General features: G+C 62.9%; 23 protein-coding genes and 1 tRNA gene. 9 read left to right on the top strand and 15 right to left on the bottom strand.

The genetic code is table 11. The features are described 5' to 3' along the window. The first annotated feature begins 161 nt into the window (after positions 1 to 161). Both JJ896_04615 and JJ896_04610 read left to right on the top strand, forming a co-directional pair. Positions 162 to 1,121 carry a homocysteine S-methyltransferase family protein gene (locus JJ896_04615; GenBank protein ID MBO6778915.1) on the top strand — a complete coding sequence of 320 codons (960 nt, stop codon included), beginning with the start codon at positions 162 to 164 and terminating at the stop codon, positions 1,119 to 1,121. Between the two features lie 141 nt (positions 1,122 to 1,262). Then, on the top strand, positions 1,263 to 2,165 hold the full coding sequence (locus tag JJ896_04610) for a metallophosphoesterase (GenBank protein MBO6778914.1): 903 nt from the start codon (positions 1,263 to 1,265) through the stop codon (positions 2,163 to 2,165). 67 nt (positions 2,166 to 2,232) lie between these two features. On the opposite strand, the gene JJ896_04605 is transcribed toward JJ896_04610, so the two are convergent. Next, positions 2,233 to 2,306, bottom strand: a tRNA-Pro gene (locus JJ896_04605). 92 nt (positions 2,307 to 2,398) lie between these two features. On the opposite strand from JJ896_04605, the gene JJ896_04600 reads away from it, so the two are divergent. Together JJ896_04600 and JJ896_04595 are read left to right on the top strand one after the other, a co-directional pair. Beyond that, positions 2,399 to 2,854, top strand: coding sequence for an OsmC family protein (locus JJ896_04600; GenBank protein ID MBO6778913.1), 456 nt, complete (start codon positions 2,399 to 2,401; stop codon positions 2,852 to 2,854). Continuing rightward, positions 2,851 to 3,978, top strand: a complete 1,128-nt coding sequence (locus JJ896_04595) for a VOC family protein (protein ID MBO6778912.1) — start codon at positions 2,851 to 2,853, stop codon at positions 3,976 to 3,978. Before JJ896_04600 ends, JJ896_04595 begins: the two co-directional genes overlap by 4 nt. A 12-nt stretch (positions 3,979 to 3,990) precedes the next feature. Here JJ896_04595 and JJ896_04590 read toward each other — a convergent pair whose 3' ends face one another. The 3 genes from JJ896_04590 to JJ896_04580 are packed head-to-tail and all read right to left on the bottom strand — an operon-like array spanning position 3,991 to position 7,783. Beyond that, on the bottom strand, positions 3,991 to 5,613 hold the full coding sequence (locus tag JJ896_04590; protein ID MBO6778911.1) for a Rieske 2Fe-2S domain-containing protein: 1,623 nt from the start codon (positions 5,611 to 5,613) through the stop codon (positions 3,991 to 3,993). Between the two features lie 2 nt (positions 5,614 to 5,615). Then, on the bottom strand, positions 5,616 to 6,617 hold the full coding sequence (locus JJ896_04585; protein ID MBO6778910.1) for a sugar phosphate isomerase/epimerase: 1,002 nt from the start codon (positions 6,615 to 6,617) through the stop codon (positions 5,616 to 5,618). Beyond that, complete coding sequence (locus JJ896_04580) at positions 6,617 to 7,783, bottom strand: Gfo/Idh/MocA family oxidoreductase (GenBank protein MBO6778909.1); 1,167 nt, start codon at positions 7,781 to 7,783, stop codon at positions 6,617 to 6,619. The genes JJ896_04585 and JJ896_04580 overlap by 1 nt, the downstream gene beginning before the upstream one ends. A gap of 122 nt (positions 7,784 to 7,905) precedes the next feature. Here JJ896_04580 and JJ896_04575 point away from each other — a divergent pair, with 122 nt between their 5' ends. Both JJ896_04575 and JJ896_04570 read left to right on the top strand, forming a co-directional pair. After that, positions 7,906 to 8,595 (top strand): response regulator, encoded by a 690-nt coding sequence (locus JJ896_04575; protein MBO6778908.1) that lies wholly within the window; start codon positions 7,906 to 7,908, stop codon positions 8,593 to 8,595. Next, the gene (locus JJ896_04570; protein MBO6778907.1) at positions 8,570 to 9,712 is read left to right on the top strand and encodes a hypothetical protein; all 1,143 of its coding nucleotides are present in this window, start codon (positions 8,570 to 8,572) and stop codon (positions 9,710 to 9,712) included. Before JJ896_04575 ends, JJ896_04570 begins: the two co-directional genes overlap by 26 nt. Here JJ896_04570 and JJ896_04565 read toward each other — a convergent pair. Next, entirely contained in the window at positions 9,655 to 10,389 is a 735-nt protein-coding gene (locus JJ896_04565; GenBank protein MBO6778906.1) for a queuosine precursor transporter, read from the bottom strand. The two genes, JJ896_04570 and JJ896_04565, sit on opposite strands and share 58 nt — an antisense overlap. A 1-nt stretch (position 10,390) precedes the next feature. Next, positions 10,391 to 10,855, bottom strand: a complete 465-nt coding sequence (locus tag JJ896_04560; GenBank protein MBO6778905.1) for a MarR family transcriptional regulator — start codon at positions 10,853 to 10,855, stop codon at positions 10,391 to 10,393. A gap of 174 nt (positions 10,856 to 11,029) precedes the next feature. Between JJ896_04560 and JJ896_04555 the strand changes: the two genes are divergently transcribed. Further along, positions 11,030 to 12,838 carry a T9SS type A sorting domain-containing protein gene (locus JJ896_04555; GenBank protein ID MBO6778904.1) on the top strand — a complete coding sequence of 603 codons (1,809 nt, stop codon included), beginning with the start codon at positions 11,030 to 11,032 and terminating at the stop codon, positions 12,836 to 12,838. Positions 12,839 to 12,840: 2 nt separating this feature from the next. Further along, positions 12,841 to 14,115 carry a VCBS repeat-containing protein gene (locus tag JJ896_04550; protein MBO6778903.1) on the top strand — a complete coding sequence of 425 codons (1,275 nt, stop codon included), beginning with the start codon at positions 12,841 to 12,843 and terminating at the stop codon, positions 14,113 to 14,115. Between the two features lie 47 nt (positions 14,116 to 14,162). Here the strand turns inward: JJ896_04550 and JJ896_04545 are convergent, their stop codons facing one another. The 6 genes from JJ896_04545 to JJ896_04520 all read right to left on the bottom strand — a co-directional run bounded on the left by JJ896_04545 (position 14,163) and on the right by JJ896_04520 (position 22,292). Then, entirely contained in the window at positions 14,163 to 15,101 is a 939-nt protein-coding gene (locus tag JJ896_04545; protein MBO6778902.1) for a branched-chain amino acid transaminase, read from the bottom strand. Between the two features lie 86 nt (positions 15,102 to 15,187). After that, positions 15,188 to 15,895, bottom strand: a complete 708-nt coding sequence (locus JJ896_04540; GenBank protein MBO6778901.1) for a glycosyltransferase family 2 protein — start codon at positions 15,893 to 15,895, stop codon at positions 15,188 to 15,190. Between the two features lie 37 nt (positions 15,896 to 15,932). Beyond that, positions 15,933 to 16,823, bottom strand: coding sequence for a DUF4249 family protein (locus tag JJ896_04535; GenBank protein MBO6778900.1), 891 nt, complete (start codon positions 16,821 to 16,823; stop codon positions 15,933 to 15,935). 2 nt (positions 16,824 to 16,825) lie between these two features. After that, complete coding sequence (locus tag JJ896_04530) at positions 16,826 to 19,093, bottom strand: TonB-dependent receptor (GenBank protein MBO6778899.1); 2,268 nt, start codon at positions 19,091 to 19,093, stop codon at positions 16,826 to 16,828. Positions 19,094 to 19,199: 106 nt separating this feature from the next. Next, a complete protein-coding gene (locus tag JJ896_04525) occupies positions 19,200 to 20,027 on the bottom strand; it encodes a DUF4249 family protein (GenBank protein MBO6778898.1) in 828 nt (275 codons plus the stop codon). After that, complete coding sequence (locus JJ896_04520; protein ID MBO6778897.1) at positions 20,028 to 22,292, bottom strand: TonB-dependent receptor; 2,265 nt, start codon at positions 22,290 to 22,292, stop codon at positions 20,028 to 20,030. A gap of 79 nt (positions 22,293 to 22,371) precedes the next feature. On the opposite strand from JJ896_04520, the gene JJ896_04515 reads away from it, so the two are divergent. Continuing rightward, complete coding sequence (locus JJ896_04515; protein MBO6778896.1) at positions 22,372 to 22,614, top strand: hypothetical protein; 243 nt, start codon at positions 22,372 to 22,374, stop codon at positions 22,612 to 22,614. 14 nt (positions 22,615 to 22,628) lie between these two features. On the opposite strand, the gene JJ896_04510 is transcribed toward JJ896_04515, so the two are convergent. Genes JJ896_04510 through JJ896_04500 form a run of 3 tightly spaced genes read right to left on the bottom strand, consistent with a single transcriptional unit; the run spans position 22,629 to position 26,618 of the window. Further along, positions 22,629 to 23,141, bottom strand: coding sequence for a GNAT family N-acetyltransferase (locus JJ896_04510; GenBank protein MBO6778895.1), 513 nt, complete (start codon positions 23,139 to 23,141; stop codon positions 22,629 to 22,631). 1 nt (position 23,142) lies between these two features. Beyond that, positions 23,143 to 25,116 carry a T9SS type A sorting domain-containing protein gene (locus JJ896_04505; GenBank protein MBO6778894.1) on the bottom strand — a complete coding sequence of 658 codons (1,974 nt, stop codon included), beginning with the start codon at positions 25,114 to 25,116 and terminating at the stop codon, positions 23,143 to 23,145. Continuing rightward, positions 25,116 to 26,618: a hypothetical protein gene (locus tag JJ896_04500; protein ID MBO6778893.1), complete on the bottom strand. Its 1,503-nt coding sequence runs from the start codon at positions 26,616 to 26,618 to the stop codon at positions 25,116 to 25,118. The genes JJ896_04505 and JJ896_04500 overlap by 1 nt, the downstream gene beginning before the upstream one ends. Positions 26,619 to 26,648: the final 30 nt, after the last annotated feature.

Below are 26,648 nucleotides of genomic sequence, written 5' to 3'. Positions count from 1 at the left end.
ACATACAATAACATGTGTGAGATATGTGTGTCAACGCCCTGCTATAGCAAAATTGACTGCCGGTCGTCGCAGTTTGTGGAGCAGGGCAAGGCGTGCGGAATGTCCGATGCGCCACGAGGTGTCGTACATTCAGGTCCCACCCGACCTCCCTGGAGGTGACCATGCCCCGCTATCGGCACGCGCTACCGCAGCATGGTGAGCGACTGTTCCTCACCGACGGTGGCATCGAGACCACGCTCATCTTCCATGACGGGCTCGAGTTGCCGCACTTCGCGGCCTTCGACCTGCTCAAAACCGCGGAAGGAACCGCAGCGCTGGAACGCTACTTCCGCGGCTATGCCGGCATCGCAACCCGACTGCGCACGGGACTGATTCTGGAGTCAGCCACCTGGCGAGCCAATCCCGACTGGGGCGCGCGCCTTGGGTACTCGGAGGCCGAGCTCGCCCAAGCGAACCGAAAAGCCGTCGAACTGCTGGTCGAAATCAGGGAGAGCATGCCGCAGGAACTGCCGGTAGTGCTCAGTGGGTGCATCGGGCCCCGGGCTGACGGGTACGATCCCGGAGAGACCATGACGCCCGCGGCTGCCGAGGCCTACCACAGTTGGCAGATCGACGTATTGGCCGAAACAGACGTGGACATGGTCTGCGCCCTCACGATCGCCTACAGCGAAGAGGCCATCGGCATGGCACGCGCCGCCCGGAAGGCCAACATGCCCATCGCCCTCGCATTTACCGTGGAGACCAACGGCAGGCTGCCGACTGGGCAGTCCCTGGAAGAGGCCGTGGCCGAGGTGGACGCGGCGACCCGAAACTGGCCGGAGTACTACATGATCAACTGCGCACACCCGACCCACTTCGAGTTCGTACTGGATGTGGCAAAGCCATGGACCAGTCGATTGAAGGGAGTGCGGGCCAACGCCTCGATGCGGAGCCACGCCGAACTGAATGCCGCCGATCGTTTGGACACCGGAAACCCGGCCGTGCTGGCGGTGGAGCACGCGGCGCTCAAGCGCAGACTGCCTGGACTTACGGTGTTCGGCGGGTGCTGTGGCACGGACTGCCGGCACGTGGAGCAGATTGCTCTGGCTTGTGGGCCGTTGTTTGAGACCGTAGAGGCGTAGCGAACCTCTCGGGACCTTTTCTGGTGTATATGCCTATAAATAGTGGGTATATGCTCTTCCGATTCCATGTTTTCGGAATCAGGGCGCTATAGATCAGCGCACGGGAGGAGCCCACAAGGTTCAAGTATTCGGAGATTTGGTATGTCTGTATTCAGGACTACCGGCCAGGCTGTCGCGGCCCTGGCCGTCCTGCTCGTTGTGTGGGCAGGTATCATCGAGCCGCGCTATCTGTTGGACGTTAATGAGTTCGATGCGCCGTTACCCGGCCTGACGCAGGACTGGGAAGGTCAGGAGGTGGCCCTGCTCGCTGATTTCCAGGTAGGCATGTGGCTGGACAACAAGGGCATGGTGAGCAAGGCGGTCCGAGAGATCATCGACCGCGACGTGGAGGTCGCGCTCATCGCCGGAGACTTCATGTATCGGCCCGACTCCAGCAGGATACTCGAGGCCGTCGAGCTGGTGAAGCCGCTGCCGGAGGCCGGAGTGCAGACGTTCGCGGTTCTCGGCAATCATGACTACTCGCTGATGAAGGAGAAGAGTGACGCACGCCCGGATCTGGCCGGCTACCTGGAGCAGGTCCTTGAGCAAGAGGGTATCCAGGTGCTCAAGAATCAGGCGGCCCGGGTGGCCATTGAGGACTCGTCCCCGCTGTATGTGGTCGGCATCGGCTCAGTGTGGGCGCATCATGCGCACCCGGCCACGGCCCTGGAGCAGGTGCCCGAGGGAGCTCCACGCATCGTATTGATGCACAATGCCGAGGCATTTGAAGACGTGCCCGCGGGTACAGCGCCACTGGCCCTGGCCGGCCACACGCACGGGGGGCAGATACGCCTGCCGATGTTGAAGTCCACCAGCTGGCTGGACATTGTCGGAAAGGAAGAGGTGGTTGCAGACGGATGGGCATCAGAGGAGCAGACCCCCGAAGGCAACAACCTGTATGTGAACCGCGGCATCGGGTTCAGCAACCTCCCTGTGAGGCTGTTCACCCGACCCGAGTTGACCATATTCAGACTCCGGCCTGAGCAAACATTCTCCATGCGATAGGCAGGAAACTGAAAAACGCCGGCGGATCACATCCGTCGGCGTTTTTTGCGAGACCGAGTCTCAGGTGTCGGGGTGGCGGGATTTGAACCCACGACCTCTTCGTCCCGAACGAAGCGCGCTACCGGGCTGCGCTACACCCCGAAATGGCGCCCTCCAACGCGGGAAGTAGCCACATAAGTTCCAAAGGTATTATCGTCCGTAACACAGCCCAAGTGAAGCAGACGGGAATTGACATGGCCACATACGGGGCCGAAGTACACTGGGAACGCAAGGGGGAATCATTCGCGGATAACCGGTACAGCCGGGCACACACCTGGCGCTTTGATGGCGGACAAACGGTGCCCGCGTCTGCCTCTCCGCACATCGTGCCATTCCCCATGTCGGATCCGGCGGCCGTCGATCCCGAAGAGGCATTCGTGGCCTCTCTGGCAAGCTGCCACATGCTCTTCTTTCTCTCCTTTGCGGCTCGGGACGGCTGGACGGTCGAGAGCTACACCGATGACGCCCGTGGCACCATGGAGAATGGCCCCGAGGGGATGTGGATGAGTCGCGTGGAGCTGCGACCGCTCGTTCGGTTCGAAGGCACGCAGCCTTCCTCGCGCGAAATAGACGACCTCCACCATCGTAGTCATGCGGCGTGCTTCCTGGCCAGGTCCGTTCGTTCGGAGATTCGACTGACGCCGCGATGAAAATCAGGGAACTGATGGAAGCCGCATGGGCGGCCAGGAGGGAGGGGAATACCCCGCTTGCCGGGGAGCTCCTGAAACAGGCGGAGACGTTGGGGCGCCGCGACGATTCTCCACTGCTTTCCGCAGTCATCACACGGCAAGCGCATCTGGCTGAAGACGAAGGCCGGAGTCGCGAGCGGTTGAGGCTGGCGGAGGAGGCCGTTCGCGAAGCCCGTCGACACGGTCAACCAACCGCGGTCGCGCATGCCCTTCGGCACCATGCGCAGGCGCTCGCGGACGAGAATCCGGACGCTGCGAGAACGCCTTCGGAAGAGGCGCTGCAGCTGTACGACGACCACGACCCAGGATCGCCCGACCACGCAAACGCATTGCGGGCCGGGGCGATCATTCAGGCGGCTTGCGGACAAGTGCGTGCGGCCATCCGGCTCTGGCTGCGGGCCCGGGCGCTGTACGGCGGCTTTGGCGTGTCGGCGGGAGTTCAGGAGGCGGATCACCACCTTCATGCCCTGACAGTGCTTCGGGTCGACCACCTGATATTCTTTGCCCCGAACCTGAAGTCAGGATCGTCGCGCGTCGCAGAGCTCCTCGGGTGCAAACCGAGGGTGGGCGGACGTCACCCGGCGTTCGGCACCCACAATGCGTTGCTCAGCCTGGGTGACACCTGTTATTTCGAGGTGATCGCGCCTGATCCGGATCTGGCCGCGCCGCAGCGTGGGCGGCTAACGGACCGCTGGCACCGCCCGGGCATCGCCTCGTGGTGCGTGGCATCAGACCAACTCGTCGAAGACGCCCATGGCAGCGTAGTGCCGCTGGGCGAGACACAAACAGGGCGCCGTCAGCGGCCCGACGGCAGTGAGCTCGTTTGGTCCATGACCGACATTTTCGCCGACCGCATGGGTGGCAGCGTTCCGTTCCTGATCGACTGGGGTGACTCCCGCCACCCTGGGGCCGATGCTCCTCCTGCAGGAGAACTGCAGGCGTTGCGTCTGGGGCACCCGAATCCGGACGTCTTGCGCGAAGCGCTCCACCGCATCGATATCGCGCCACCGGTCGAACCGTCTTCGGAAGCGTTTCTGGAAGCGACGATCCGGCTGCCCGACGGCACCCAGGTCACATTGCGGTGACCGGGAGCGCTCCTACGCCTTTCCTACGCCGGCAAAGCGCACTCCGGAAAGGGCAGCCATGTCCCGACTCCACGTGGACAGATCGGCCCCGGTGAATTTGCCCAGATGGTCATGACCGCAGGCGCGGGCCAGTACCTGCATGAGCGAAACCGTCGCGTCGAACCAGTTCTTCAGACGATGGGCTGACTTCACGACCTCGAGCCGCTGCCTGAGATGATCCTTTTGCGTCGCGATGCCTACCGGGCAGTTGTTCGTGTGACAGGCTCGCATACCGAGGCAGCCTATCGCCTGGAGCGCCGCGTTGGAGATTGCCACCGCGTCCGCCCCCAGCGCGAGCGCCTTCACAAAGTCGGCCTCGGTTCGCAGACCCCCGGTGATGATCAGGGACACCTGGTCGGCCCCTCGCACGTCCAGATGACGGCGTGCCCGGGCCAGGGCCGGAATCGTCGGGACCGAGATGTTTTGCTTGAACACCTCGGGCGCGGCCCCCGTGCCACCACCGCGGCCGTCCAGGATGATATAGTCCGCCCCGGCCTCCAGGGCAAAGTCGATGTCATCCTCAATGTGCTGCGCGGACAACTTGAAGCCTACCGGGATTCCGCCCGAGACCCGCCGTACGTCGGCCGCAACCGACTTGAAGTCCTCCACGGTCTCCAGATCAGGAAACACGGCCGGACTTACCGCCGGCTGGCCGGGGTCGAGGCCGCGCACCTCCGCGATCTTGCCCACGACCTTCTCACCTGGAAGGTGGCCGCCCGTACCGGTTTTGGCGCCCTGCCCGCCCTTGAAATGGAAGGCCTGGCATCGGGCGACCTTGGCGAGGTCCCAGCCGAATTTCCCGGAGGCGAGTTCGTAGAAGTAGCGATTGTTTGCCGCCTGCTCCTCCGGCAGCATGCCTCCCTCGCCCGAACAGATACCCGTGCCGGCAAGCTCAGCGCCGCGGGACAGCGCCACTTTGGCCTCCTCGCTAAGCGCGCCGAAACTCATGTCCGAGACGAACAGCGGAATGCCCAGCCGCAACGGTTTTGCGGCACCAGGCCCAATAACGGTTTCCGTGCCGACGTCCGCATGGTCCAACAGGGGCCGACGGGCCAACTGCCCGGTCAGGATCTGGATGTCGGACCAGCGGGGCAGCTCGGTAAGCGGCACACCCATCGCCGAGACCGGTCCGTGGTGGCCAGTTTTCGACAGCCCGTCCCGCGCCAGCGTCTGAATGTGACGATTGAACGGTTCCTCCGGCGCGCCGTGGGGATCCTGATAGAGACCCAGATACGCATCCCTGTCGAAAGGCTGGGGATGGTCAACCCGCCACGCCTCAATTTCGGCTTCGTCTACGTAGACCACATCGTTCTCGATCACTGTCGAGAATCGCCGCAGAGCCTCTTCGTTGTTGTACTCCGACACACCCGTCGCCAACCGGTAGTCCCAGTTGTGCAGCCCACAGATGAGGTTGTCGCCGTCCACGTATCCGTCAGAGAGCAAGGCCCCCCGATGCAGACAGCGCCCGTACAACACGGAGACCTCATCGTCAAAGCGGGTCACGACCAGATCCACTCCTGCAACCAATGCATAGGCGGGCTGTCGGTCTTCCAGTTCAGAAAAGCGCGCAACCTCGGTCCGTCTTGGAGCTTCCATGGCTACTCCTCGGCGAAGGCTGCGTCGAACGCGATCTCTGATGCCGGGAAGTCGACGGCGCGCACAAAGTCGCAAGCCTCTGCGGCACCGTGCTCCCGGTCCATGCCCGAGTCCTCCCATTCCACCGAGAGCGGGCCGTCGTAGCCGGCCCGGTTGAGTGCCCGAATCACCTCTTCAAAGTCGATCGAGCCTCGTCCCAGCGATCGGAAATCCCAGAATCGCCTGCGGTCTCCAAAATCCGTGTGGCCCCCGAAGACACCGACCTCGGCGTGGTTCGGGCTCCACCACACGTCTTTCATGTGCGCGTGGTAAATCCGGTCAGCGAACCGGTGGATGAAACCCACATAGTCCACGCCCTGATAGCCGAAGTGACTGGGATCGTAGTTGAAACCGAACGCCTCCCGGTGGTCGAGTGCGGCCAGCGCGCGCTCCGCGCTGCCGATGTCGAAGGCAATCTCCGTGGGGTGGACTTCGAGCCCGAAGCGCACGCCCACCTCGTCGAAGACATCCAGGATTGGATTCCAGCGCCTCGCGAAATCGGCGAAGCCCTCTTCAATCATGGCCGGGGTGACCGGGGGGAACGAATAGAGCAGATGCCAGATGCTGGAGCCGGTAAAGCCGTTTACCACGCCGACTCCCAATCTGGCGGCTGCTCGGGCCGTGTCCTGCATGCGCTTTGCCGCGCGCTGCCGAACGGACTCCGGATCCCCGTCCCCCCAGACGTCGGGCGGCAGGATGCTTTGGTGCCGTTCGTCGATGAGATCACAGACGGCCTGCCCGACCAGGTGATTTGAAACGGCCCACACTTTCAGGCCGTGATCAGCCAGCAGCTCATGTCGGCCTCTGCAGTAGGCCTCGTCCTGCAGGGCACGCTGGACATCGAAGTGATCGCCCCAACAGGCCAACTCCAGCCCGTCGTAACCGAATTGGGAGGCCTTGGCGGCCAGCGTTTCCAGCGGTAGATCGGCCCATTGGCCGGTGAACAGAGTGACAGGACGGGCCATCAGGCGGGAGGACTGTAGGACGCGTCGACCCAGGCGCGCTCGCGACTGCTCTTCACGGCCGTGTGGATGAAATGCACGCCGCGGGCCCCGTCCTGCACGGTCGGGAAGTCCAGGTCCAGCGGGTTTGGTTCTTCACCGGCTATGCGGGCCGCGATCGTGCGACCGGCGTTCCGGTAGATGTTGGCGAATGCTTCCAGAAACGCTTCCGGATGGCCCGAGGGGATGCGGGTAGCGTGTGCGGCACTTTCGCTCAGGTACGGATTGCCGCGCTTGAAGACTTCTTCGGGACGGTCCTGATAGCGCACATGGAGCCAGTTGGGGTGCTCCTGCTTCCATTCCAGCGAAGCCTTCGATCCGTAGACCCGAATGCGCAGGTTGTTTTCTTCGCCCACGGAGATCTGCGACGCGTAAAGAATGCCCCGCACGCCCTGGTCATAGTGTACCAGCACGTTGCCGTCGTCCTCAAGCAGCCTGCCCTCGACCACCGTGCCGAGATCCGCATGCATCTCGGCCATGTCCAGGCCTGTGATGTAGCGCGCCAGGTTCTCGGCGTGCGAGCCTATGTCGCCCATGGCGGAAGAAACACCCGCTCGCGTCGGGTCCGTGCGCCAGGCGGCCTGCTTTTGCCCTTCGGCTTCGATGAGCTCGGAGAGCCACCCTTGCGGATACTCGACGACCACTTTGCGCAGCGTGCCCAGCGAGCCATCGGCAACCATCGCCCTGGCCTGCTTGACCATCGGGTAGCCGGTGTAGTTGTGGGTCAGGGCAAACACGACACGATGCTTCGCCACCAGTCGGCAGAGTTCCTCCGCGTCCTCGAGCGTGTTCGTCATGGGCTTGTCACAGACCACATGAATGCCGGCTTCTATGAATGCTTTCGCCGCCGGGAAGTGCACGTGGTTTGGTGTCACGATGGAGACAAAGTCGATGCCGTCATCACGAGCCGCTTCCTGCTTCGCCATCTCGGCGAAGGTCCCGTAGACCCGGGACGGATCCAGGTGAAGAGCCTTGCCCTGAGCCTGCGACTTCTCGGGGTTGGACGAAAAGGCCCCGGCAACGAGCTCCATCTCGCCGTCCAGAGCGGCCGCCATGCGGTGCACCGCGCCGATGAAGGCGCCTGGGCCGCCACCGACCATCCCGTAGCGCAGTTTTCTGTTCAGAGGCATAGAGCGTACTGCTTGCCCGTGGCATCTGCCGCGAGCATGGAAAGAGTTGAATCGAAGGTGGTAATACTACGGTAATTGCCGCGCCCTAGCTTTGCTATTGCCGCCAGTGGCCCCCTGATTTCATGCCCGACGCACCACCACGGGTCCTCGTCGTCGACGACGAGGATGATATCCTCGAACTGATTCGATACAATCTCGAGTCGGAGGGGTTTGTCGTGGGTGAAGCGAGGGATGGGGCCGAAGCCCTTCGACTCGCGGAGGCGGAGCCGCCTGACCTGATCGTGCTCGACGTCATGATGCCACGTATGGACGGGCTCGAAACATGCCGGAGACTCAGAGGCCATCCCGTGTTGAAGTCGGTCCCGATCGTCATGTTGACGGCTCGGGATGGAGAAGAGGATCAGGTAGCCGGACTGGATGTAGGTGCCGACATCTACCTCACGAAACCGATTTCCATCCCGGTCCTCATGAGCCAGGTGCGGGCCACGCTCCGTGGATCCCGCAGGCTGGAGGAGGCGCCGGATGTCATACAGGTGCACGGCATCACGATTGACCGCACGCGGTACGTGGTGGAGGTCAGCGGGCAAAGCGAGCCGCTTCATCTCCCTCGCAAGGAATTTGAGCTACTGCGGCACTTTGCCTCCAGCCCCGGACGGGTCTTCTCGCGACAACAGCTGCTCGACGAGGTCTGGGGACGCGATGTGTACGTTGTGGATCGCACGGTGGACGTCCACGTCAGAAAGATCAGGGAGAAGGTTGGCGAAGAGCTCATTGAGACCATCAAGGGTGTCGGATACAGATTCCGGGCCTGACCGGCCCGTACTCCGGCACACCCGCATCGCAAGCAAGATTGCGTCTCTTGGTGCCGGGACCGCTCTTGCCGCAACCCTTGTGGTCCAGGCCCTGACGGGTGCCTGGAGTGTACTCGGCCTTCTCGCCGTGCCCGGGCTCACGTTCCTGGGCGTGTTTCTGGCGTGCACGCGCATTCTCGCGCGACGCCTGCGGCTCGCTACGACCATCCTCCGCCAGATCAGGCGACATCAGTTCGAGAATCTGTCCGCGGCGCACCTGCCGCAGGGCGACGAAATGAACGATCTCGTCTGGCAGGTCTATCGCACGGGCCAGGTGCTGGAGCGCGAGATGAGTGACTTGCGACGCATGGAAGACTATCGCAGAGAGTTCATCGGCAACGTCTCACACGAACTGAAAACCCCGATCTTCGCGATCAGGGGGTTCGCAGAGACCCTCGAGGGCGGGGCGCTCGAAGACCACAAGGTGAACCGGAACTTCGTGCGCAAGATTCTGCGCAATGCGGACCGCCTGGAGAACCTGGCCCGCGACCTGGGAGAGATTGCCCGCATCGAGCAGGGTGAACTCAAAATGCAGCCGGCTCCGTTCAATCTGCGACAGATGCTCTCGGAGACGCTTGAGAGCCTGGAGCCGATTGCCGCTCGACGTAATGTTGTGCTCATCCCGGCATTCCAGCTTGACCTGCCACCCGTCATTGGTGATCAGGAGCACATTCGTCAGGTGGTGGTCAACCTGGTCGAAAATGCCATCAAGTACAACCACGAAGGAGGTCGGGTGGAGCTCTGGGCACGTCTCCTCCCCGGGGGTGAAGTCGGGATTTCAGTCATCGACAACGGCATCGGCATTCCGGAAGCCTTGTTGCCACGCATCACCGAACGGTTTTTCCGGGTGGACAAGAGTCGGAGTCGTTCCCAGGGCGGCACCGGTCTCGGCCTTGCCATCGTGAAGCATATCCTGGGAGCGCACAGCCGCGCCTTGCAGGTCGAGAGCCAGGAAGGCAAGGGATCCACGTTCGGATTTTCGCTTCCGGCCGCCACCCCGCGCACCGGGCCGGGTTCCGGTCAGCCGGCCGCGGCGGCTGCTCCGGTTAACTCGTCGGACAGTTCATCGCCCAGATAGCGGTCCATCACCCAGTGGGCACCGTAGATCACCGGAGTAATCACGATGGCGACCAGGAACTTGTAGATGTAGTTGAACAGCGTGACGGCGATAATCGTCTGCAGGGTCATCTCGCCGTAAAACGCCACGAACAGCACCACGAACGTGTCGATGAACTGAGATCCGAACGTGGAGCCTGTAGCGCGAAGCCAGAGGTGGCGGCCCTCGGTCAGGTTGCGGAGCCAGTGGAATAGCGAGATGTCCACCAGCTGGCCGATCAGGTAGGCGATCAGGCTACCGATAATGATGCGGCCCGAAGCTCCGAAGACGGTGTCGAAGGCCTCGCCCGGCACCGGCGAAATGGAGGCTGTGGGCACCGCCATCGCGACCTGGATGATCGCAAACTCGAACATGATCATCACCATGCCGAGGTAGGTGACGAACTTGATGCCGGGCTTGCCGAAGTACTCGTTCAGCAGGTCGGTGATGATGAACGTGATCGGGAATGCGATCACGCCTGCTGTCATCACCACTTCATTGAACTCCTGACCCAGAATGTTCAGGCTGAATGGCAGGGTGACTACCGTGAAAAGCTTGGAAGCGGTAGCCTCCGCAACGACCAGTGCCGTGAGGAATATGCCGGCGCATACCACATACAGCTTCTGCGGTCGCGTCAGGCGATAGGCACTGCGGGTCATGTCAGTCTATCTGGTCGGAGCGGTAGCGCTCGAGCAGGTCGCTCAGCCGATGGAGCTCGTCCTCGGTAAGGTGCCGCGAGAGGCGATCCTGGATGGAGGTCGTCTCCGGGTCCATGGCGGTGAGCAGATTGAGGCCCTCCTGCGTGATGCCTACTTCGACGACTCTTCGGTCCGAGGTGGATCGGTTTCGTTCGATGTGACCGGCGGACTCCAGCCGGTTCAACAGACGGGTCACGTCCGGCGTTCGATCAAGCAGCCGACTTCCGATATCCGAGCAGGTCATGCGCCCGGGATGGGAGCCGCGAAGGATGCGCAGCACGTTGTACTGGGCGGGCGTGAGTCCAAAGCGCGACATGGTCGCACTCAACTGTGAGGTGACCCAGGAACTGGTGACCAGAATGTTCAGCATCGCGCGCTGACTCCCGTCCGCAAAACGGTCCTGTTTGATCAGTTCCTCAAGCTTCATGTTCTGACGGAAGTCGTTAGAACAACTGTTAACGGAATGTGGTTGATCGCGTTCCGACGGGCGCCGGGCCTCCGTCCGCCCACCTCCACGCACAGTTCGGATTTAGGGTGGGTCACGAGCAGCATGTGTCCGTACATTCGGCACCCCTGTAACTCTGCTTTCTCGATGCGCGTGATGCGACTCGTGCTCTCTGTTCTAGGCGCGTGCCTGCTGGCCGTCGGGCCTGTCTCGGCCCAGCCGGTCACCCAGCCCTTCACGTTCAACGTCAAATCCCAGAACCTGCCTGCGGTACGGAACGCAACGGTTACCTGGGCCGACATCGACAATGACGGCGACCTGGACGCGCTGGTATCCGGCCGTGGTGAGTCGGGCCTCGTCGGCGGAATTTGGCGCAACGAGGGCTCCGACGCGGCCAACGTCAGCTTTGTGGCGGTCCCGGGTTCCATCAGGGCGCTGGCCTACTCTAGGGCTGCGTGGACCGACATGGACGGAGACGGAGATCTGGACCTTGCGCTCACCGGAAGCGCGCGCACCCAACCACCTTACGAACCGGTCATCCAGCTCTATCGCAATGACGGCGGCACGTTCGCGGCCCTGGACTCGGGCGCTCTGCCGGCTCTGCACTCTGGCGCACTGGCGTGGGGCGACGTGGACAACGACGGTGACGCAGACCTGCTGGTCACGGGGCAGGACGCGGCCGGGGAATACGTGACCCGCATTGTCGAGTATGACGCCGGCGTGTTTCGGGTTGTCGATCCCGGACTGCCCGGCTTCGCCTTTGCCGACGCCAAGTGGGGCGACTACGACAACGACGGGGATGCCGATCTGCTGATCAGCGGTGCCACGCCAGAGGGGTTCCGGACCCGGATCTACGCAAACCAGAACGGGACGCTGACGGACTCCGGTGCCAATCTCACTCCGCTCGCCTTCTCGAGCGTGGACTGGGGAGATTATGATGCCGATGGCGACCTGGACGTGGTGGTCTCGGGCGGGCAGGTGACGCCGCGCATCTTTGAAGGCACCGCCGGAGTGTACCGAAACGACAACGGCTCCTTCAGCCGCGTGGACCTGGGTGTCGATGGGGTGTTGGCCGGAGCCGTCACCTGGGGCGACTACGACAACGACGGGGATCTGGACCTGCTTTCCCTTGGGGCGGAAACGGCGTTGGGCCGTCGCACGGCCCGGGTATACCGGCTGGTAGACGGTCAGTTTGAGAACTCCTCACTGCTGGTGGGCGCGATTTTCGCCTCGGCCGACTGGGGTGACTTCGACGGTGACGGAGACCTGGACCTGCTTACCTCGGGCGCCACATCCTACGGCGTCGACATCCTGAATCTCTATGAGAACAACCGGCAGGTGATTCCCGGGGGGCCGGCCACGCCGCTCTCGGCACGGGCTTCCGTCGAGGGGAATCGCGTCACCCTGGAGTGGGCGGCTGGTGACGAAGGCCTGGTTACGTACGATGTGCGCATCGGCACCAGACCTGGGTCCGCAGACGTGCGCTCGGTTCCAGCCGACCCGGCGTCCGGACAGCGGCGGCTGGGGCGGCCCGGCACACAGAGCGGCACGATGACCTTTGTGCAGGATCTGCCTCCCGGCACCTACTACTGGTCGGTTCAGGCCGTGGGACCCGCGTTTCTGGCTTCGGGGTTCGCTCAGGAAGGCACGTTTGACGTGACGTCTACGGCGACCTCGACCTCGAACCCGGATCTGCCCAGCGAATTCGCCCTGGAAAGCATCTTCCCGAACCCTTTTGCGGCTTCAACCAGCATCCGCTTCGATGTACCCACCGTTACAGAGGTAGACATTCGGGTTTTTGACGTTCTCGGCAGGCAGGTGGCGGTTCTCGAGCACGGTGCCAGCGAGCCGGGGTATCACACGGCCGAGTGGCGTGCCACAACCGGCCTCGCGGGCGGCGTCTACTTCATCCGCATGCGGGCCGGCACCTACCTGGAGACCCGACCGGTAACGCTGGTCCGCTGAGCGTGCGTCTTCTCCTGCTGACGGGCATTCTCGCCTGGATTTGCGCAGACTCCGTGCAAGCGCAGTTTGATGCGGCAGCACCGCTGCTCATTCCTTACAAGCTGCCGCTGTTGCAGGAGGGCACGGTCGACTTCGGTGATCTGGACGGCGACGGCGACCTGGACCTGGTTCTGACCGGACTGCGGGATACCGAAGACCCCGTCAGCAGGGTGTATGTGCTTGATGACTCGCTGTACCTGCAGGTAGTGGGCGGCTACCCGACGCCCCTCAGCTTCAAGGTCTATCGCCCCACCCCGATTGTCATCAACAATGTCTGGCAGGGCAGCACCGAATGGGGCGATGCCGACGGCGATGGGGACGAGGACCTGCTGATTTTCGGCCTGACCCGGGTGGAGCGCATTGTCGGCGAGTTCACTACCGAAACCGTGGGCAACCTGTACCGCAGCGAGAATGGTCTGCTCTTCAATAGCGGCGTGCAGTTGCCGGGACTCTACTCGGGCGATGCGGCCTGGGCAGACATGGACGGAGATGGAGACCTGGACTTCGCTGCCTGCGGAGCCAGCGAATTGTCCTCCCCCTTCCGGCCCCGCACCGTGCTCTTCCGCAACAACGGGCGCGGCGGATTCACGTCTGTGTCGCACCCTGTGCCGGGCGTCATGATGTGTGACCTGGCCTGGGGCGACCTGAACGGTGACGGGTTACCCGACCTTGCTGTGGCCGGCGAGTCCGAAGAAGAAGGCACCATCACGCGGGTGTACCTGAACACCGCGGGAACGTTGACCCGCCTGCCGGCAGACCTCCCGAAGCTGTCGCTGGCCACGCTGGACTGGGCCGATGCCAATCAGGACGGACGCGACGAACTTGTCGCCTCAGGAGGCCTGCTCGATCCCGAGCTCCTGAGGGGCCACGCCGTCATGATGCAGTGGAACGGTTCTGCGCAGATCAGCGAGGTGCCCGGCATGCAACCCGTGGTGGCGGGAGGCATCGCGTTCACGGACTTTGACGTGGACGGCGATCCCGACATCGTCTACGCGGGTGCCGAAACGGTGCTCGGGGGGCGATCCGGGTGGGTAGTACTCAATCGCGATGGGCAATTCCGCAATGAATACACGCTTGCCGGTCTGACCCTGGGTGACATGTCCGTGGGCGACTACAACGGCGACGGCGACGACGACATTGTCGTGCTGGGTGTCAATGACGAGGGCCGCCTGTTCCTGAACTTCTTCATGAACAGGATTTTCCCCGAACCCATTCCACCCGGGCTGATTCAGCGCTAGTCAGATCTGCGCGTTGAGCGGCAAGCGCGCGAGCCGACCTGATCGCCTCAGTCAGCAGCTACCTGCTCGGCAACATGCACCGGTGTGAGCCATCCGTACGGGTCGATGCCCCTATGGATCACATTGAAGTAGGCATCCTGGATGGCCTTGGTCACGGGACCACGGGCACCTGAACCGATCACATAGTTGTCCACGGACTTGATCGGGGTGACCTCCGCGGCCGTGCCCGTAAAGAACAATTCGTCCGCGATATACAGGGCTTCTCGTGGAATCTGCGCCGTCTCGACGACCAGGCCCATGTCCTGCGCCAGCCGGATGATGGAGGCGCGGGTAATCCCCGGAAGGATCGAGAGCGAGGTCGGTGCCGTGTACAGACGACCGTTCTTGACCATGAAGAGGTTCTCACCCGAACCCTCGGCCACGTGACCGTCATGACTGAGCATGATGCCCTCGGTGTAGCCATTCAGAATGGCGTTCATCTTCACCAGGCTCGCGTTCAGGTAGTTGCCGCCCGCCTTCGCCATGGCCGGGAACGTGTTGGGCTTCATGCGCTGCCAGTTGGCGACTTCCACTGACACGCCCTGCTCCAGCGCCTCCTGGCCCAGGTATGCACCCCACTCCCAAACCGCGATGATGGTCTCGACCGGGTTGTTGAGCGGATTCACGCCCATCGGTCCCATGCCACGAAATACCAGGGGCCGGATGTAACAGGCCTCCAGTCCCGAGCGGCGAATCGTATCCAGCTGTGCATTGTCCAGCACATCCAGACTGTACGGCACCTCCATGCGGTAAATGCGGGCAGAGTCGATCAGGCGCTGCGTGTGCTCGCGCAACCGGAATACGGCCGGACCTTTCTCTTCCGTGTGATAGCACCGCACGCCCTCGAATACCGAGGATCCGTAGTGCAGAACGTGACTCAGAACGTGGACCTTCGCCTCGTCGAACGCGACAAATTCGCCGTTAAACCAGATGTCGTGCTTCTGCATGAATGCCGATGGGTCTAGGGGCCTATGCGCCCGGTTTCGGGGAGTAGGGGGAAACGGCGCCGCCCCGATTTGGGTCCGTGACCGCCTCAGGCTTCGGCCGGATATTCACGGCTGCCCCGAGTCATCCAGTAGCCGGCGAGGAGTTGCAGGATGCGATAGGAAGCGAGCACGGTTCCGCGCACGGTACCCGTGATTTTCGACTCGCCGATGCGCGCACGATAGTCCACCGGAACCTCCGTGTACCGCAGTCCCGCCTCGACCGCCTTGATTTGCATCTCCACGGTCCAGCCGTAGGTCTCATCCTGCATGCGCAGGCGGTCCAGGGCAGCAAGGCGGACAGCGCGGAATGGCCCGAGATCGGTGAACTCCGCACCCCAACCGGCTTTGAGAAGAAATCCCGCCAACCAGTTGCCAAATCGGGCCTGCGGCAGCAGTGCCCCCCGGGATCGTCTGCCTCGCATGCGGGACCCGACGACAAAATCGACCTGCCCATCGAGAATCGGACCCACCACCTGGTCCAGCTGCTCCGGGTAGTCGGAGTAGTCCCCATCCAGAAAGACCAACACTGTGGCGCCAGCCTCTCGGGCAGCCGCAATTCCGGCGAGACACGCGAACCCGTAGCCGCGGCGATCCTCCCTGACCAACAGAGCCCCGGCCTCTGCGGCGACTTCGGCCGTGCGATCTGTCGAGCCGTTGTCAACCACGACCACCACATCGACCAGGCCTTGTGGGATATCCGCCAGCACGAGGCCGATGGACGCCTCCTCGTTCAACGCGGGAATGACAACGGCCACCACCTGCCGAGCTCTGCCCCTGCCTCGGGCAGCCACCTCAGTCTGCCGCGCTGCCCGGGAAAGAGTACCCGATGCGCTCCGTCAGCTCGGGAGTAAGCGTCCACTCGGCGGTAAACTGGTTTACAGCACCCAGGAAGCCAAAGCCGTTATCGACGTTGGAGAAGGTGCCCGGCTGCACGAGCACCTCCCGGTCAAACACGCCTCCCGGAGGCCGCCAGGCATCGTCGGACATGGTCAGGCGCGCGCCGACGCCCAGAAGCGTGAGTGCGGCGTCCTCCGAAACGTCCAGCTCCTGCGCGACCAGCAGGCGGTCTTCCGTCAGCCTGACGATGGCCTCCCAGCCGCCATTGCGGGCCTGGCCGAACTTGACGTCCTGATACGTGAGCACGGCATCCAGAAAGGGGTCGCTGGGAGTGACTCCCATGAAGCGGTACCAGATCTCTACTCGGAACGGCGCAGCGGGGATGTCCTCCCAGAACACGCGCTGAAACACGTCTGCTACGGCTATCTCGGGCTCCGAAACTGCAATCCCCGGGGCCGGCGGAATGGTCGTCTGGGCCGAGGCGGAGGCTCCGTCACTCCGAACGACGTCTATCCTGTAGGTAAAGCCCGGGATGGGTCGCAGGGCGCCTCGAAATACAAACCCCGAACTGCCGTCTGAATACTCGATGCGCTCCGGCTGCCATTCTACCGTGGCGCCCGTCTCCAACTCGGTGCTCAGGACAGTGGCATCAATGGTCTGGGATTCCTCACCGATGACCTGCCGCAGCGGCACCACACGCAGTGCCTGGAGATCGGTCGCAGTGTCCAGATAGCCAAAAATCGTATAGAACCGATCGTCCTCGATGAACGGGTCCACATTCGTCTCGCAGCCGGACCAGAGCAGAACAGCGGTCAGTGCCGCAACCAGGTGCAGTCGCTTTGGCATGATCAGTTGATGTCTACTTTGATGCCGACCGTAGGGATCATCGGAAGCTGGTTCACCCGACGCAGTGTAAACAGGTCCAGGTAGAACAGGTTGGGCCGGTCGTAGGCGTTGATCAGACCCAGTTGCAGCGTGGCCGTAGCGTTCCGCGAGAACTCGAACTCCCTGTCCAGCGAGACATCGAGTCGATGGTAGGTGGGCAGGCGCCCCGTGTAGGGACGGCCGTAAAGCACCCGTTCGTCTCCGGGGGTCTCCACCACGTTGACCAGTGTATCCATCAGCACGTAGCGGTCGAAGCCCAGCGACTGGTTGTAGGGCAGGCCGGAGCCGAACTGCCAGCGCACGTTCAGATTGAACCCACGGGCCGAAATACTCGTCATGGCATTCAGCTGGTGGCGCCGGTCGTGGGGCGGTGCGTAGTCGATGGACTCTTCGCCGGTGAGAATCTGCAGGGCCCGGATTTCAGCGTTGTACCGCACGTCCGAGAGGCCGTAGCTGACCACTCCATAGAAAGCATCGCCCGAACCGACCTCCAGGCGGATGTCGGCACCAAGGGCCTCGCCGTCTGCGCCCTGTATGCGAGTGGTGAAGCGCGGGAATGCCGTCCATTCAGGCACGATCAGGTCCTTCAACTGCTTGTAGAAGCCTTCCGCGGAAAACGTCAGCCACGGCGTGGGCCGAATGGACCACCCGGCGATGCCGTGGATGGCCTCCGGAATGATGCCGTCCGGGGAGGCGACCCACGCGGTAAACACGTCGCCGGCATCGCGACGGTCGTTCAGGCCGACGATTTCCTGGTGGTAGACGCCGCCGGCTGCGCTGAATCGATGGATGCCAAGATTCCATACCGCGCGAAGGCGGGGCTCGAAGAACGTGAGGCCCTTGCTCGGGAAGGACTGGAGACGGATTCCGGGCTGGATCCGCAAGCCACCGGCCAATCGGAACTCGGGCTCCATGTAGGCACCGACCTCCGTTACGAACTCCTTCTTCAGGTCCAGATTCTGGAACTGGCCACCCAGATCGCTTTCCAGCGTGACCGAAGAGAGGAAGATGCCCCAGGCAAAATCAGTGTTGCCCAGATAGTGGGTCACGTTGGCAGCGAAGTTGTACCGCTGAGCCATGGTGGAGCGCACGGGTGCGTCCGGAAGGCCGAAATCGTTTTCCAGCTGCGACATCGAAGCCAGCACTTCGGCAAAAATGGGAAGTGTGGCCGGCAGGAAGATGAAGCGCGTTCCGACTGCCAGGTTCTCCCACTGCACCTCTTCTTCGGTGAGGGCCGCATCCTCAGACAGCGGATCCAGACCCAGGCGACCCGTGTCGTTGGTGTGGATGGCTGTAATCGAGAGCTGGCTGCTTTGGCCAAGGTTGGCGTGCAGCTTTGCAAACTGGTCGCCAAACGAGAACGGCAGGGGCTCATCGACGATTTTCGATGCGCCCTGCTCGATTACGGACTCACGCACGGAGGCCAGCAGCGAAACCTTGCCGGGGACAATGGGACCCTCGATGCGCGCGGTGCTCACAAACGGGGCGGCCGAGAAGCTCGCGGCGAAGCGCTGCTTGTTGCCCGTTCGCGCGGCCACTTCGATCACGGAGGACAATCGCCCGCCGTACTTGCCCCCGTAGCCGCCCGCATATACGTCGGCCGTATTGATGATCTCGGAGGGAAAGGCGGAAAAGAACCCGACGACGTGAAACGGCTGATACACCATCATGCCGTCGAGCAGTACCAGGTTTTGGGTCGGCTCCCCACCGCGCACAAAGAGCTGGCCGCCCCGGTCGCCCTGGGAGACGATACCGGGCAAAGCCGTCAGGTAGTTGACCAGGTCGGCTGAGATATCCGGTGCCGGCACGAGGTCGATGTCGGCCGGGCGCACGGTTTGCAGTCCGGCCGTGATGTTCGCCGCCCCCGCGGTTTCTCGCTCGACCTCCACGACCACGCCCTCCAGCTCGGCTGCGGCCTCCTCCAGAGCAAAGTTGTTCGTGACGATGCCCTCGGCCAGGGTTACCTCTTCCACATAGGTCTCGAACCCGATGAATGTCGCCCGCAGGGTGTACGAGCCCGGCGTCACCCGAGAGAGGGCGTAGAAACCGTCGGCATCCGTCGCGGTGCCGGTGACGAGTCCGCCGGCCGCATCGAGAAGTACCACGTTGACGCCGGGCAGGGGCTGGCCGTCCGACGTGGAAGTCACAAACCCCCTGATTGTCGCGTTCTGCGCCAGGACGGGCGCCGCCAGAGTCGCACAAAGGACAAAGGCCGCCAGGTATCGCGTCATGAATCAGGGGTAGGTTGGCAGAGCGCGGATGTTACGACGAGCACGATCGCGGCGAAAGGGAGAAACTCCCATCGGGCGTGTGTGCCTCCCGACCGGATCGGGCGGGTCATTGGCCGTCCAGAAAGCCCATTCTTTCGACTGCGTCGCTCGTCAGGGACCAAGTCAGATCATACCGCCCGATGGCACCAAAAAAGCCCCGGCCGTTTGAAATATTTGCGGGCAATGGAGCGGGGCTGCTCCATTCGGGGCTAAGCAGCTCCGCACGCACACCGATTTGCACAAGCGTCACGCCACGGTCGGTAACCGCCCGGTTGAGTGATGCGAGAACGGTAGCCTGATCGCGCCGAAGGAACACGTCGAGCCCCCATCCCTCGCCTGACGGACCGTTCCCCTTGCCGTAGTCCACCGGCACGCGGCTGGGAAACTCTTCATCTGGCAGCCGCACATCATAGAGTACCGTCAGTCGCAGCGGATCGAGATCCTGCCCCAGAAGACGAACATTCTGCATGAGCGTCAGCGTGTCGCCACGTGGAAGCCCCGGTGCCAGGCGAGGCGCCTGCGGAATGGAGGCACGAGCGGTGACCGAGACACCCTCCGCACTGAGAGCCTCGAGCAGATATGTGTGGCCCGGTATCGGTCTGAACTCCGAGAACCACACGTCTCCGATGGTGCCGTCCTCCAGGGTCTGCGCGCGATACGTCCATTCCTGCTCCTGGCCCTGGTCATCCGTCGTGATGACAAGGGTGCGGTTCAGGGAGGGGCGGGGCGCGCCAGGCGCAATCAGTACCGGCTCCAGACGCACAAACTGCGTGTCGGCGGCCGAGTCCAGGTGGCCGAACACCGAGAACTGCCCTTCGGCGCCTTCCACCAGCGGTTGCACCGAGTTGTCGCACGCCGACAGCGCAAGAGCTGCTATGAGGACCAGCAATCGCACCTAGCGAAACTGCACGCTGAGTCCCAGGGAGGGTACCAGCGGCAACTGGTTCAGGCGCTCCCCCGAGAAGAAGTTGTACTGGAAGATGTTGGCCCGGTCATACACATTGATCACGCCGGCCTGGAAGGTGGTAAGTGTGCGCGGACCGACCAGGTCATGCTCGAGGGATACGTCCAACCGGTGGTACGCCGGCAGACGGGCCTTGTACGGTTCTCCCCGGGCGACAAGGGTGGTGCCGGTAGTGGTCAGGAGACCTTCCGGATTTCGCGGGTCAGGGGCAAAATCGCGATAGAACCCTTCGATCTGGGTGAACGGCAGGCCGGAGCCCAGTTGCCACCGCGCGCTGAGTCTGGTCTGGCCCCGTGTAGCCTGGAATGAGGCGTTCACCGTGTGCCGTCTGTCGTGCGGAGGATTGAAGGCGCCGCCGGCCGCGGGATGCACCACGTCGATCCCGCTTGCTACCGGTCGGAGAACACCGGACCAGGTGTACTCCACGTTGGCGAGGGTGTATCCGACGGACGCAAAGAAATTGCGTCGAGTGACCTGTGTGCGCAGATCCAGTCCGCGTGCAAATCCGGAGACTCGCGAGAATCCGGCAAGTCCGTTCGGGCGATCCTCAAAGACCGGAAACGCCAGATGATTCAGGTCCTTGTGATACGCCTCGGCCGACAACTCCAGCCAGCGGGTAGCCCGTTGCTGAATCCCGAGGATGTAGTGACTGGACTGCGGCACCGGTTCATTTGCCGGCGACGGGGCCCAGATCGTGAACACATCGGCGACATCCTGCTCGTTGTTCAGGCCAACGATCTGCTGGTGGTACCGGCCCCACGCAAAGGACACCTGCTGCCTTGATCCGGGGCCGAACGGAAGCCACATGGCCCGCAACCGTGGCGCCACCGAGCCATGCACTCCCCTGGAAAACACTTCGTACCGGATGCCCGGCTCGATGCGAAAGCTCGGGCTGAGCTCAAACTGGGTATCCGCATAAACGCCGCCGCTGGTCACGCCAACGCTCACAGGCAGGGACCGTGCGCCGAGATCGTAGTCGAAGCGGTTCAGCGTACCGAACAGACCCAGATTGATGCGGGTGGGCCCAAGCAGGTACGCGATGAGGATTTCCATGGTGAACGCATCCACATCCGCGCGCTGCTCTACCTCCGGAGCCGGCTGGTACGAGCTCTTCATGCGGGAATAGTGCATGGCGAACTGCGACATCACGGCCTGCGTCTCCGGCAGGAAGGTGTAGCGGAAACCGAACGCATCATTTTCCCAGCGGGATGGCCGCTCGGCCTCCGTGCTGCCCAGGTTTCCCTGGTCGAACGTGCGAAGACCAGTGACGGACAGACTGCTGGTCTGATTCAGGAAGGCGTGCAGCTTCAGATAGCGGTCTCCAAAGCTGAAGGGTAGTTCCTGGCCCAGAATCTCGGGTGCTACCTGCTCGATGACCGATTGGCGGAAACTGCCGGTCAGTGACACCTTGCCCGGCTCCACGGGTACCGAGAACCGCAGCCCGCTCACAAAAGGAGCTACCGAGGCCGCACCTTCCGCCTGTTCCTTGTTGCCGTTCGTGGTCGTGATGTCCACCACCGAGGAAATGCGCCCGCCATATCGAGCCCCGAAGCCTCCTGCATAGACGTCCGCAAAGGAAATGATGTCGGCGGGGAAGGCCGAATAAAACCCCACGATGTGGAAGGGTTGAAATACCGGGATGCCGTCCACGAGCACCAGGTTCTGCGTGGAGGTGCCCCCTCTGACAAACAGCTGTCCACCGCGATCACCCGTCGAGACGAATCCGGGAAGCGTCAGCAGATAGCCGGCCAGGTCGTAGGCAACGTCGGGCATGGGTACCCGCGCCAGGTCCGAGGGGCGCACCACCTCCAGACCGGCCGTCGACCTCGCTTCAACCCCTCTCCGCTCCTGCACTACCACCTCGTCCAGCACCTCGCGGGTCGCCTCAAGCGAAGCGTCGTAGACCACGGTTTGATCAAACCCGAGCTGCAGCGTGTCCTGCCTCGTGGCGAAGCCCACGAACGACACCGACAGCACATAGGTACCCGGGCGCAACCGATTCAGGAAGAAGCTGCCCGTGACGTCGGTCAGGGTACCGCGTGTTGTACCGGCATCATCACGCACCACGACCGAGGCGCCTGGCAGCGCATCGCCGTTCGCCTGTTCGGTGATGGTACCCGTGATGGCCGCAAACTGCGCACGGACCGACAGGGGTGCCAGGACCAGGAGGAAAGCCAGAATGACGGGCCAGCGCATCAGTTGCCGGTCTGCCTGCGAACTTGTTTGGGGGGTGTCGGTTGGTCGCTGCGGTCGCTACTTGAGACTGCACGCCCACATGAAAAACCGGACGCGAAACATACTGATCGGGATCCTGGCCGTTTTCCTCGCGCTGGCCGTTCTCGATTCCATGGGAGTGTTCGACGACCGGCCCTACTTCGAAGTCCCGCACGGCAACCACACCCACTACGTGCCCAAGGAGTGCGAGCCCGCACTTCCCGTCTCGCAGGCGCCCACCACCCGCCCGGGGCCAGGCCAGACGGTGGACTGTCAGGGCCAGATCGTTCCGCTGCCGGAGTAGACAAGACCAGACGTTCAGTCGTCAAGTCGGCGCAGCGCGTGCTGGGCCCGGAACGCCACGCGTTCGAGGGCTTCCCCTTCCAACCGCATGGTCTTCCATTCCTCCAGGCTTCGTGCGCCCAGGGACTCGTAGAAGCTGATCGAAGGCGCATTCCAGTCAAGGACCTGCCAGGTAAGTCGGTGTCCGCCGACCTCCTGCACTCGTCTGGCCAACTCGGCCAGCAACGCGAACCCGATGCCCTGGCCTCGGAACGATTCCCGAACAAACAGATCCTCCAGATAGATGCCCCAGTCTGTCAAGAAGGTGGAATACGTCCAGTAGTACAAGGCAAATCCGGTGGGCTCCCCGTCCGCCTCGGCGAGCACTGCATGGCACCGGGGCTGCGCGTCATCTGCGAGATGGGCGGCCAGCTTGTCCGCGTCGGCCACAACCTCATGGGCCAATCGTTCGTAATCCGCCAGGCGGCGAATCAGCTCCACCAGCACTGGAGCGTCTTCTGGTTTCGCGTCGCGCAGGATAACAGGCATCTCAGAAGTGTACGAACAGTCTCGTGCCCCGAGACGTGCGTACGGCGTACACGCCAGGGGGCAGACCAGAAACGTCGAGTTGAACCTGACCTGAAGCGTTGCCCCTCTCGCGTCGGATCACGCGACCGAGCCCATCGACCAGCTCGATAACCGAACGCGGCTCCGCCGCGTGCACGTGGATCCGGGACCGCGCCGGGTTGGGGTAGACGCTCAGGAGCTCCGAGGGCTTGGGTGCCGACTCCAGCCCGGTGACGAGCACCTCCGGAGCACGCAGAACCCAGCGCTCCGGATCAAGCTCGACGGTAGCAGGCTCGAAATCGGTCCTCACGAAGTAGGTGGCCAATCGACTCTGGTTGAACACGATGACGTTCTCTGAATCGGAGCCCGAGCCGACCCGGAGGTCCAGCGGCATCTGAAACACCGGCTCGGGCTGGGTCTGCTCAACCGTGACTTCGGTCACCCAACCGTTCACGTCTGCTCGCTTGCCCCATCGAATCGCATAGACGGGAAAACCCGTTCCCTCGGTCACCCACTGACGGAAGAAGGTACCCAGGTCGAGTCCGCTGACCGTCTCCGCCACACGCTGGAAGTCCGATGTGGACGCTACCCCGAAACCAGCCTGCGGATCGTCTGCCCAAGCACGCATCAGCGCGGCAAACTGAAACTCGCCGAGCATGCCTCGCAGCATGCGGAGTACCATCCAGCCCTTGCTGTACACCCGGCTGTGCGCAAACATGCCGGTCACGTCCACCGTGTCCTGCACCACCAGCGTGCCCTGCGCCTCCAGGGCCCGGTTGTAATAGATGTCGAACACCTGCTGGTACACCTCCGGGAAGGCGGACTCTTTCCAGTAGGCCAGTTCCCCGAACGTGGCGAACCCCTCATTCAGCCACAGATCCCGCCAGGACCCGGGCGAGATCTTGTCTCCGAACCACTGATGCGCCAACTCATGCGCCATGGTGCCCTGGTAGTTCGTCGTCATGGAGGACAGCGTCTGGTGCTCCATGGCGCCCCCGTAGGTAAACTGGGCGTGTCCGTACTTCTCACGCGCAAACGGGTACGGCCCGAACCAGCGCTCCATCACCGGGAATATGTCCTGAATGAAGCGAAAGCCGAACTGCGGGTGATTGCCTTCAAACGCCCCGTTTCCCGCGTAGGAGTAGTGCTCCATCGGTAGACTCAGGGGCCCGAGGTCATGCGCCAGGTCCGGCGGTCGGTCGTAGATCTGGTAATTGATGTCGTAGACGCCCGCCGCTATCGAGACCAGATAGCTGGCGATGGGGTAGCTGTGCTCCCAACGGAAGCGCCGTCGGTCTCCCAGGTCGTCTGTACCGATGAGCAGTCCGTTGGACGCGGCCGTCATCGGCTTCGGCACGGTGATGGCCAGGGACACCGAATCAGCCTTGTCCGACGGATGGTCCCGACCTGGCCACCAGGTGCGTGCCCCGTAGGGCTCCGACAAGGTCCATACAGCCGGATTGCCTGACACCTCCGTAAACACAAAGCCGGCAAGACCCGATTCGCGGGGCAAGCCCTGATAGTGCACCGTCACCCGCACCATTTCTCCTGCGGCAGCGGGAGTCGCAAGCTGGATGCGCAGGGTTTGGTCCGCGTGTGAGAACGTGAGGTGTTCGCCGGCGGCGGTGGTTACTGAATCGACCTGCATGTTCTCGTCCAGATCGAGGGCGAGTTCGGACATGCTGTCGAGCGCCCGACCAGTGACCACCGCCACACCGAGCAGATAATTTGGAGTCAGACTGATCTCGAAATCCAGCCCGTAGTGGACTGCGTCAAACGACGTAGAGGCCCTGGAGCCAGGCAGTGCGGAAGTCCGCACGGCGTGCTTGTGCTCAGCGGCGGGCCAGGCCACGGCCTTATCGGCAGGGATGCGGGCCGCTTGCCGTGCCTCGACGCCTGCCACACAGGCCACGGTCGCGGCGAGTACCGCGAGTGAGGCGGCGCGCCGCGTGCGCATCAGAGTTCGTCGTCGAATTCGTCAAACTCGTCCGGGTCAGCAGACCCGATTCCCGACAGCATGGAACCCATCATGTCCACGAAACTTCGGGCCGCTCCAGCCACTTCCTTGCCCAGCATGGAGTGCTGGTGCAAGGCCTCGAGGACGAGTTCCATCATGGTGGCCCTCGCCTCCGGAGAGTCCGGTTTGGCGATGCGGTCCACCAGGTCGCGCAGCCCATCGACCGTGTCCAGGGCCGAGGCATACTCGGACAGAGCCATGTTGTGGTGCAGGTTCAGCGTGCCGCCGGAGGCAAACCAGTTCAGCACCTTCTGGTACAGCGCGCGATCGGTATCCGGAGCCGGGAAGTGACGTGAGAAGGTCGCTTTCAGGGCTCGGCCGGTCAGTACCTGGGCCACCGTCTGGGCACCCTCCTGTTCGCCTTCGTAAACGAGTTCGAGTTTGCCGGTCACTGCCGGCTCGATAAACCACAGGTCCGAAGCGCGGGCGTAGGTCTCCCGCTCGCCGGCCAGCAGGGCCCGACGCTCGGCCGCCGAGATCAGGTTCTCCAGCGCCGCACGGGTCATGCGAGCGGACACGCCGGAGTTCTGGTCCACGTACTCGGACGCCCGGGCTTCGAACGCCACCTGTTCTATGATCTCACGAAACAGGTGCGGTACCTCCACGCTGACCGCGGAATCACGATCCTGCCAGGCCTCCTGATCGGTAATGGCGATACCGGTTTCCACGCTCTTGGGGTAGTGCGTGATAATCTGGCTGTCGATGCGGTCCTTGAGCGGCGTGATGATGCTGCCCCGGTTGGTATAGTCCTCGGGGTTCGCCGAGAATACCATCAACAGATCCAGGGGAAACCGGATGTTGAATCCGCGAATCTGGATGTCCTGCTCCTCCATGATGTTGAGCAGACCCACCTGAATGCGCGGTTGCAGATCGGGCAGTTCGTTGATGGCGAAGATGCCGCGATTGGTCCTCGGGATGATGCCAAAATGAATGACCTCTTCGTCCGCGTAGGTCAGCTTGCGATGCGCCGCCTTGATGGGGTCGATGTCTCCGATGAGGTCGGCAATGGACGTGTCGGGAGTCGCCAGTTTCTCTCCGTAGCGCTCGGCACGTGGCAGCCAGCTGATGGGCGTCTCGTCTCCCGCTTGTTCCATCAGATCGCGAGCGTACTTGGATACCGGAGCGAACGGGTTGTCGTTGAGGTCGGAGCCTTCGACAACCGGGATCCAGGCGTCGAGAAGGCCCGGAAGCAGGCGCAGAACGCGACTCTTGGCCTGCCCGCGCAGTCCGAGCAGAATGAAATCGTGGCGCCCCAGAATGGCGTTCTGAATCTGCGGGATGACCGTCTGCTCAAAACCGAGCACACCCGGGAACGGGTCTCGCCCGTCACGAAGCGCTGCGATGAGATTGCTCCGGACTTCGTCCTTGACGCTGCGCACCCGGTACCCCGACTCCCGCAGGGCTCCGAGCGTTTGGATGGAAGGCTTGGGCTCGTGCTTCATGCGCGTCCCACGCGGCGTTTGCGCCATCGT

It is taken from the genome of Rhodothermales bacterium, from assembly GCA_017643395.1.
GTDB lineage: Bacteria > Bacteroidota > Rhodothermia > Rhodothermales > UBA10348 > JABDJZ01.
This window is presented reverse-complemented; position numbering and strand designations above follow the sequence as displayed.

Coding starts and splice junctions, on each gene's coding strand:
- JJ896_04500 (MBO6778893.1), bottom strand. CDS start 26,618: ATGAAGCACGAGCCCAAGCCTTCCATCCAAACGCTCGGAGCCCTGCGG.
- JJ896_04560 (MBO6778905.1), bottom strand. CDS start 10,855: ATGAAGCTTGAGGAACTGATCAAACAGGACCGTTTTGCGGACGGGAGT.
- JJ896_04515 (MBO6778896.1), top strand. CDS start 22,372: ATGAAAAACCGGACGCGAAACATACTGATCGGGATCCTGGCCGTTTTC.
- JJ896_04610 (MBO6778914.1), top strand. CDS start 1,263: ATGTCTGTATTCAGGACTACCGGCCAGGCTGTCGCGGCCCTGGCCGTC.
- JJ896_04535 (MBO6778900.1), bottom strand. CDS start 16,823: ATGCCAAAGCGACTGCACCTGGTTGCGGCACTGACCGCTGTTCTGCTC.
- JJ896_04505 (MBO6778894.1), bottom strand. CDS start 25,116: ATGCGCACGCGGCGCGCCGCCTCACTCGCGGTACTCGCCGCGACCGTG.
- JJ896_04510 (MBO6778895.1), bottom strand. CDS start 23,141: ATGCCTGTTATCCTGCGCGACGCGAAACCAGAAGACGCTCCAGTGCTG.
- JJ896_04600 (MBO6778913.1), top strand. CDS start 2,399: ATGGCCACATACGGGGCCGAAGTACACTGGGAACGCAAGGGGGAATCA.
- JJ896_04555 (MBO6778904.1), top strand. CDS start 11,030: ATGCGACTCGTGCTCTCTGTTCTAGGCGCGTGCCTGCTGGCCGTCGGG.
- JJ896_04580 (MBO6778909.1), bottom strand. CDS start 7,783: ATGCCTCTGAACAGAAAACTGCGCTACGGGATGGTCGGTGGCGGCCCA.
- JJ896_04520 (MBO6778897.1), bottom strand. CDS start 22,292: ATGCGCTGGCCCGTCATTCTGGCTTTCCTCCTGGTCCTGGCACCCCTG.
- JJ896_04545 (MBO6778902.1), bottom strand. CDS start 15,101: ATGCAGAAGCACGACATCTGGTTTAACGGCGAATTTGTCGCGTTCGAC.
- JJ896_04615 (MBO6778915.1), top strand. CDS start 162: ATGCCCCGCTATCGGCACGCGCTACCGCAGCATGGTGAGCGACTGTTC.
- JJ896_04530 (MBO6778899.1), bottom strand. CDS start 19,093: ATGACGCGATACCTGGCGGCCTTTGTCCTTTGTGCGACTCTGGCGGCG.
- JJ896_04575 (MBO6778908.1), top strand. CDS start 7,906: ATGCCCGACGCACCACCACGGGTCCTCGTCGTCGACGACGAGGATGAT.
- JJ896_04565 (MBO6778906.1), bottom strand. CDS start 10,389: ATGACCCGCAGTGCCTATCGCCTGACGCGACCGCAGAAGCTGTATGTG.
- JJ896_04595 (MBO6778912.1), top strand. CDS start 2,851: ATGAAAATCAGGGAACTGATGGAAGCCGCATGGGCGGCCAGGAGGGAG.
- JJ896_04590 (MBO6778911.1), bottom strand. CDS start 5,613: ATGGAAGCTCCAAGACGGACCGAGGTTGCGCGCTTTTCTGAACTGGAA.
- JJ896_04585 (MBO6778910.1), bottom strand. CDS start 6,617: ATGGCCCGTCCTGTCACTCTGTTCACCGGCCAATGGGCCGATCTACCG.